This is a genomic window from Sphaerotilus sp. (genome assembly GCF_041083715.1).
Lineage (GTDB): Bacteria > Pseudomonadota > Gammaproteobacteria > Burkholderiales > Burkholderiaceae_C > Sphaerotilus.
In genome coordinates this window covers 1-5215 of sequence record NZ_JBFPGY010000367.1, presented here as the reverse complement: position 1 = coordinate 5215, position 5215 = coordinate 1, and the positions used below count along the sequence as shown (strand labels likewise).

General features: G+C 66.7%; 5 protein-coding genes. 2 read left to right on the top strand and 3 right to left on the bottom strand.

Annotated features, from left to right (window positions below; translation table 11 throughout):
- Window positions 1-215: 215 nt before the first annotated feature.
- Window positions 216-572 (top strand): phage holin family protein, encoded by a 357-nt coding sequence (locus AB3X43_RS17320; RefSeq protein WP_369431119.1) that lies wholly within the window; start codon window positions 216-218, stop codon window positions 570-572.
- A gap of 10 nt (window positions 573-582) precedes the next feature.
- Here AB3X43_RS17320 and AB3X43_RS17315 read toward each other — a convergent pair whose 3' ends face one another.
- Window positions 583-2193: a M48 family metallopeptidase gene (locus AB3X43_RS17315; RefSeq protein WP_369431118.1), complete on the bottom strand. Its 1611-nt coding sequence runs from the start codon at window positions 2191-2193 to the stop codon at window positions 583-585.
- 95 nt (window positions 2194-2288) lie between these two features.
- Between AB3X43_RS17315 and moaC the strand changes: the two genes are divergently transcribed.
- Window positions 2289-2768: a cyclic pyranopterin monophosphate synthase MoaC gene (gene moaC, locus AB3X43_RS17310; protein WP_369431116.1), complete on the top strand. Its 480-nt coding sequence runs from the start codon at window positions 2289-2291 to the stop codon at window positions 2766-2768.
- A gap of 17 nt (window positions 2769-2785) precedes the next feature.
- Here moaC and AB3X43_RS17305 read toward each other — a convergent pair whose 3' ends face one another.
- Together AB3X43_RS17305 and AB3X43_RS17300 are read right to left on the bottom strand one after the other, a co-directional pair.
- Window positions 2786-4570: a PglL family O-oligosaccharyltransferase gene (locus AB3X43_RS17305; RefSeq protein WP_369431115.1), complete on the bottom strand. Its 1785-nt coding sequence runs from the start codon at window positions 4568-4570 to the stop codon at window positions 2786-2788.
- A 118-nt stretch (window positions 4571-4688) separates the two neighbouring features.
- Window positions 4689-5215: pilin (locus AB3X43_RS17300; RefSeq protein WP_369431114.1), on the bottom strand; the 527-nt coding region annotated here is incomplete at its 5' end.

Below are 5215 nucleotides of genomic sequence, written 5' to 3'. Positions count from 1 at the left end.
ACCGTCACGCGCAACCCCTCCGAGATGGGCCGCCTCCTCAAGGCCCTGCTCAAGTGAGCTGAGCCCTTCTCGCCAATCGGCGCGACTCTCCATCCCGCGCACAGGCCACCTCACGGTGGCCTTTTTTCATTTCTGCACATGCCTCGTGCACCGGCGCATCCTCATCATTCGTGACGGACCTCACAGTCAACGACGACACGTGTATGCTGACATGCATGGTCAAGCTCATCGCACGTTGGTTTCTCCTGGCCGCCGCTCTGCTCCTGACGGCACATTTCTATCCCGGCATCCACGTACAGGGCTATGGTGCAGCGCTGGTCGCGGCCCTCATCCTGGGACTGCTCAACACCGTGCTTCGGCCGGTGCTGGTGGTGCTGACCCTGCCTGTGACGATCATCACGCTGGGCCTGTTCCTGTTCGTCGTGAATGCAATGATCTTCTACTGTGCAGCGTGGATGCTGCCTGGCCTGCAGGTGGCTGGATTCGGTGCAGCACTGGTCGCCTCGCTGCTTTACAGCGTCTGCGGCATGGTGATTGATGCCGTGCTGGAACGGGTGTTCGACGAGAGCTGAAACAACCGGCTCACTCGCGCTGGCCGTTGCGCTCCTGCTCCATCTCGGCGCGGCGCTGCTGCTCGATGGCCTTCAAGCGCGACTCGATGATCACGCCTTCCACCGACTCCACCGCACCATTGCTGCGCGCCAGGCGCTGGCCGGCCCGCAGGCGATCGACAGCGCCGGAGAGATCCCCCTCGGCATACTTGGCCTCGGCATGGGCCCGCAGTGCGGCCAGTGGCGCCCCTTGGCGCTCGTGCACCTGCGCAAGCGCGAGCCATGCACTGCCATCCGCCGGATGCAGCACCACCCAGGTCTGCAAGTCCTCGCGGGTGCGGGCCACCAGCGTCGCATCGGTGCCAGCGAGCACCACCATCCGGGCCGCGAGCAGCAACCCGGCGCGTGACCCATCCAGCACCCCTCCGGACAACACCCGTACCGCCTCGGCCGTCTGCCCGCGCTCCAGGAGTGATTCGACCTGCATCACCAGGACCGGCCGCTGCACGGCCTCGCCCTGCGGCGCAGCGAGCGCCTTCGCCCGGGCCAAGGCGGCGTCCGCGACGCGCCAGTCCTTCAGCCGCGTCGCGGCCATTGCGGCGGCACACGCCGTCGCCAGTGCTTCCGGGGTCTGGGCTGCTGCGGCTGCAGTGGGCACGCCGCCGCCGGCCAGCCTTGTCAGCGTCTCCGTGCGGCCGTCCATCAGTGCGCGCGCGCGCGCCTGCATCACGGCATGCAGCCACGGCGCGGGAGACGGCACCGACTTGCGGACCGCGGCGGGCCCGAGTCGGCCACGGGCCTCGGCAATGCGCTCGCTGGTCAACGGATGGGTGCGCAGGTAGGGAAACTGGCCGGCGTCGTTCAGGCGCGAGGCATATTGCAGTCGGTCGAACATGCCGGCCATGCCTTCAGGCGCATACCCCGCTGCATCCAGCACGCCAAACCCGACCCGATCGGCCTCACGCTCCATGTCGCGCGAGAAATTCAGTTGCCCCTGGACCGCAGCCGCCTGCCCGCCAACGATCACTGCGTTGGCCGCATCGACGTTCTGGCTGCGAGAGGCCGCCAGAATCCCCAGGATCATCGACGCCACGCCAAGCATGGACTGCCGCCGGCTGGTCGCGATGTTGCGGGCAATGTGGCGTTGGGTGACATGGGAGAGTTCATGGGCGAGCACGGCCGCCAGCTCATCGCGTGTCCCCGTCAGGGCAATCAGCCCGAGGTGGACGCCGACATAGCCCCCCGGCAACGCGAACGCATTGATCGTGCGGTCGCGCACGAGAAATGCCTGCATGGCCAGATGGGTGCGCTGCTCATCGGTGAGATCTCCACGCGACTGCGCGGCAGCAACCAGCGGCTGCCACAGGCTGTTCAGGTAGTCCTGCAGCAGGGGATCATCCAGCCAGTCCGGGTCGCGCCGGATCTCTCGCATGATGCGGTCGCCGAGGCGGCGCTCGGCGCCGACGGTGAGGTCCTCCGAGGCCGCATCGCCGAGAGACGGCAAGGACGCCTGTGCCTGCGCCGCCTGAGCGACACCAAGCGACACCGGCGCAGCAATCAGCACCGAAGCCAGCACCGAAGCCAGCACGGACGGACAGTGCAGCAAACCACGTCTGGGAGCAGCAGCACAAGGTAGGGTCATGGCCAACCCGCCTGAAGCGGGAGATGCAGCAGGGCTGCGTATGATGCCCGCACTGTGTCTCTCCTGTGTAAATCCCTGCTGAGTGGATCCGACCGATGAACTCTCCCCTGACCCACTTCGACGCCCACGGCCAGGCCCACATGGTCGATGTCTCCGAGAAGCGCGAGACCCACCGGGTCGCCACCGCCAGCGGCACGATCCGCATGCTGCCGGCCACGCTGGCGCTCATCGCCCAGGGCAACGCGAAGAAAGGCGATGTCATCGGCATCGCCCGCATCGCCGCCATCCAGGGGGCCAAGCGCACCTCGGATCTGATTCCGCTGTGCCACCCGCTGCCCATCACCAAGGTCGCGGTGGATTTCCAGCTCGACGAGACGGCCTCGGCCGTGCACTGCCAGGCGACGGTGGAGACACTGGGCCGCACCGGCGTCGAGATGGAAGCGCTGACCGCCGTGCAGGTTGGTCTGCTGACCATCTACGACATGTGCAAAGCGGCCGACCGCGGCATGGCGATGACCGACATCCGCCTGCAGGCCAAGCGGGGTGGCAAGTCGGGCGACTGGATCGCCGGCTGACCCTGCTGGCACGGAGTTCACGGTTTCGGGCGCAGCGCCTCGGCAGGCAGGGCCGGGTCGGGCAGGCACTGGAACGGCGTGGCAGCTGGCGCAGTGGCCGGTGCGTCACAGGCCGCGAAGAAATCCGCCGACGCCGGGTTGTGGAACTCACGCAGCCGGGCGGCGACATGCGCAGCACGTGCCGTCTCGCCCCGTGCCTGCAGAGCCCGTGCATAGGCCATCAGCAGTCGGGTATCGGCCAGGTGGTAGAGCGGACGCTCGAACTGGTCGAACACTTTCTCGGGCTCTGGTGCCATCGTCACCGATGCATAGTCGGCGTGGTGGCCCCACAGCACGCTGCGCTGCCCTTCGGCGATGCGGTCGGCCAGCGGTGCCGGCTCGCTCCAGGCCAGATCCGGCTCGAAGATGATGGCCACGCTGCCATATTCCACTGTCGACCAGAGTGATCCGGCCAGCGCCAGTGCCCCGGTCGCGCACCAGACCGGGCGCCACGCACCGGCGAAGCGGGACAGGGTCACAGCCGGCGCCGCCTCCGCAGGAGGAGGCCGCACGGGCGCCAGTCCGGTCAGCCAGCCAGCCAGCAGGGCCGTCGGCAGCAGGAAATAGACGTACCACAGCGGGTATTCCAGCAGGCTGTGCACACCAACCATCACCAGCATGAACAGCGCCGTGCGCGCACCGCGCGCGGTGTCGTCATCGGCCTGCTGCAATGCGGATCGGGACATCCACAGCGCCGCGAGCGCACAGCCGAGGATCACGACCGCCATCGGTATGCCCGACTCGACCGCCAGTTGCAGCGCCACATTGTGCGAGTGGTCGTAGAACGCGACCGGCCGCCCTGGAAAGGGGGTCATCGACCAGATGAAGTTGTAGGCGCCGAAGCCGACGCCCGTCCACGGATGGGAGCGGATCATGTCCCAGGTGTTGGACCAGATCTTGCCGCGCGAACTGCTCGGATCACCGTGCAGCGTCTTCTTGACCTGGTCTTCGCCATAGAACATCACGCCGTGGGCCGAGAGCCACTGCTCCAGACCCCACCAGCTCAGCGCATAGAGCGGCAGCATGGCCAGCAGCAGCCAGCGCACCGGTGTCGGCAACCGCCGATCGACAGCACCCCAGAGCGCCAGCAATCCCACGCCGACCAGTCCGGTGCGGGACGCTGTCAGCGCCACGCTGAAGACCAGCACACTCAGCACAGCCGCCAGCACCGCCAGCGGCTGGCGCTCGCGCACACCCAGCCAGACAGCCGCCGCCGCCGCCCACAGCAGCAGCGTGGACAGCTGGTTCGGCTGGCGCATGTTGCCGATGGCGCGACCGGCAATGGTGGGAAAGGAGATCAGACGGCCATCGGCGAGTTCAGGTCGGAAAACCTGCACCACACCGACCACGGCACTCAGCAGACCGGCCACCAGCAGCGCCGTCATCAGCGGCGTGACCCAGTCGTCGATGCGACCGGCGCGGGTGGCCGCGGCCGTGGCGTGCATCAACGCGCCGGCCACGACCAGACACGCCAGTGGTGCCAGGCGCTGGCCCCACGGCGTGCCGGACGTGAGGGTGGCCGCGACCAGCAGCGCACCAGCCACCAGCAGCAGCTTCGTCGCCCCGGAGGATGGCTGCGACGCAAGGCTGGGCCGAGCCGTCAGCGCCCAGACCAGCAGCCAGACCCCGCAACCACCCAAGGCCACGACCTGGTTGAAGTAGGTCGAGGTGGGCGGCACGCTGCCGGCGATCAGGAAGGGAAGCGCCACCGCCAGCAGGGCCAGCGGCAGGAAGGAGACGGGGGGGTGATCGGGCGTGGTCATGAGTGGGCGATCATAGCGAGGCCACCGGACCAAAGCCTGAAACAACAAATGCGCCCGAAGGCGCATTTGCGACGTGAAACCACGGGTGACTGCCCAAGCCTCGCTCAGGCGAGCTGTATCACGGATAGACACCGCGGCAGGATGCCGGCAGATACTTCCCTGGCATCGTCGTGCCGTCAGCCGTCAGACCACAGCGCCAGCCGGCGATCGTCTTGCCGCCATCAGTCGTACCAACAAGAGCGGCCGTACCGGTCTGGATAGGAACCAGCGTCAGCTTGTTCGTCGTAGCGGACAATTGGTTGAGATTGGCCTGATTGGCTACAACAGTGACGACACCGTTTGCGTCGACTGCCACACTCGTCACGAACTTGGTAGCAGTCACACTACAGCTCGTCGGCAGCACAGCGGACACATCTGCGACGTTTGACGACTGGACAGCCTCAGTAATACTTGTACGGCATGACGAAGCAGCCAGCACGACTTCCGAGACCTTGGCACGGACTGTGTAATCTTGGTAGGCCGGCAGCGCCACGGCGGCCAAGATGCCGATGATGGCCACGACGATCATCAGTTCGATCAGCGTGAAACCTTGTTGAACTCGCTTCATGTTGCTTCCTGCCATAGGTGGGTAAAGATGCTTGTACT

Bases quoted from the DNA above. Each gene is read 5' to 3' on its own strand.
- AB3X43_RS17315 (WP_369431118.1), bottom strand. From the start codon at position 2,193: ATGACCCTACCTTGTGCTGCTGCTCCCAGACGTGGTTTGCTGCACTGT.
- moaC (WP_369431116.1), top strand. From the start codon at position 2,289: ATGAACTCTCCCCTGACCCACTTCGACGCCCACGGCCAGGCCCACATG.
- AB3X43_RS17320 (WP_369431119.1), top strand. From the start codon at position 216: ATGGTCAAGCTCATCGCACGTTGGTTTCTCCTGGCCGCCGCTCTGCTC.
- AB3X43_RS17305 (WP_369431115.1), bottom strand. From the start codon at position 4,570: ATGACCACGCCCGATCACCCCCCCGTCTCCTTCCTGCCGCTGGCCCTG.